The organism is Streptomyces sp. NPDC002676, from assembly GCF_053592455.1.
Window position 1 is genome coordinate 1 of sequence record NZ_JBSFVT010000073.1, and the last position, 1,668, is coordinate 1,668.

Genomic DNA, 1,668 nt, shown 5'->3' on the forward strand with positions numbered 1-1,668 from the left:
CTAGCCTCGATCTTTCTTGACGGGCCGCCGACGGAGTCGGTGGTCCGTTTCGTTGTCGAAGGCTGATGCTGGGCAGGCCGAAGGCCCGAGTGTCGTGTCGGGTGGACGCCGGGTTCCACTGCTCCGGGCTGGAACGTTCTCTCGTAGGGGCAGGTGAATCCGCTGGTCAGCCGGGGTTTGGCAGGAGTGCGAGACGTTCGAGGGCGGTGGTGATTTCGAACGTCCAGGGCCAGTGGCGGGCGAGGCGGAGGATCCGGCGCCGGCCGGTTGTGACGAGCTGTCCGGCAGCGGAGAACAGGCGGAACCGCAGGCGACGCGGTTCCCAGAGCCTCGCCTTGCCGGTCAGGGCGAACATGGGCATCCAGGCCAGCAGATCGAGTGCGATCTGGACGATCTCCAGCCAGACCTTGTTCTGCGCGGTGTCGTGCAGGGGCAGGTTCCGCAGGCCGGTCGCCCGGGCGGCCCGGATCCGGTCCTCCGCGCGGGCCCGCAGCCGGTGACGGAGCTCGAGTTCGGCGATCGGACGGTCGGCGGTGTTGGTTGCGAAGCAGGTGATCCGCATGCCGTCCGCGTCGGTGATCCTCAACTGGGCCCCGGGATGGGGTCGTTCCTTGCGGACGATCAGCCGCATGCCCTTCGGCCAGCCATCCAGCAGGCCCCCGGTGAGTTCGGCGACCCAGGCCCCGTCACGGACCTCGCCGTCCGACTCGACGGCCGGAGTCCAGGCCGAGGCCGGGACCTGGAGAACGTACTGGTGGATGGCCTCGGTGATCACCATGCCGACCGAGTAGGACAGCCACCGCCCGCGCTGGGCGAGCCAGGCCACGAACTCATGGGTCCCGCCCGCGGAATCACAGCGGATCAGAGTCCGTCGGCCCCGCCGGTACGTCTTCGGCAGTTGGGCCAGGGCGAGGCGGGTGGCGGTGATGTGGTCGGCGGCCGTGTTCGAGCCCGCGTTCCCGGGGCGGAGGAGGGCCGCGACTGGTTCGCCGGTTCCTCCAGCGCCGTGGTCGACGAACCCCATCAGCGGGTGGTGGCCGTAGGTCTTCTTCCAGGTCGGGGCCGCGCCCTGCTTGTCCGAGTGGGCGAGGACCAGCACTCCGTCCAGGTCCACGGTCACCTGCCCGCCGGCATCCGGAGCCCGGTCACCGGCCAATTCCCAGACACGTCGGCGGACTTCGGAACGCGCGGCGCGGATCGCCGTGAGCGCCTTCTCGCCCGAGGAGGCGAGGGTGTCGATCAAGCGGGAGACCGTCGGATCGGAGGCTACCGGCCCGAACACGGCCGGCTCGGACCGCAGCAGGGCGGTGTCGGCGAGGCAGTCCCCGCCGAGCGCGACCGCCAGCGCGAGGTCCACGAGTATCTTGCCGGGGTCGTGGACGGCCCGGGGCTTGCGCCATGGGGCCAGGGCCGAGGATATGGCCTGGTCGAGGCCACTCTTGCGGACGGTTTCGACCAGCAGGACCGAACCGGCCTGCGAGACCACGGCCCGGCCGTCCCCCTGGACGCCGACATTAGGATAGGAGCCGGTAGGCTTCTTCACCTGGAAAGTGCCTCTGGATTCAGCGGGAACAAGGACCTAGACAATCCTCATTCTTGCTGGCCAGAGGCCCTTTCTATTTGCGTGACCGCCTGCCGGACAGCTCGCCTCATGAAAGCGCGAGGCTA

At 69.2% G+C, this 1,668-nt stretch carries 1 protein-coding gene; it reads right to left on the reverse strand.

The genetic code is table 11. The annotated features are described in order from the left end of the window. Positions 1–166 precede the first annotated feature (166 nt). Positions 167–1,543 carry an IS1380 family transposase gene (locus ACWD3E_RS43265; RefSeq protein ID WP_451392940.1) on the reverse strand — a complete coding sequence of 459 codons (1,377 nt, stop codon included), beginning with the start codon at positions 1,541–1,543 and terminating at the stop codon, positions 167–169. Positions 1,544–1,668 lie beyond the last annotated feature (125 nt).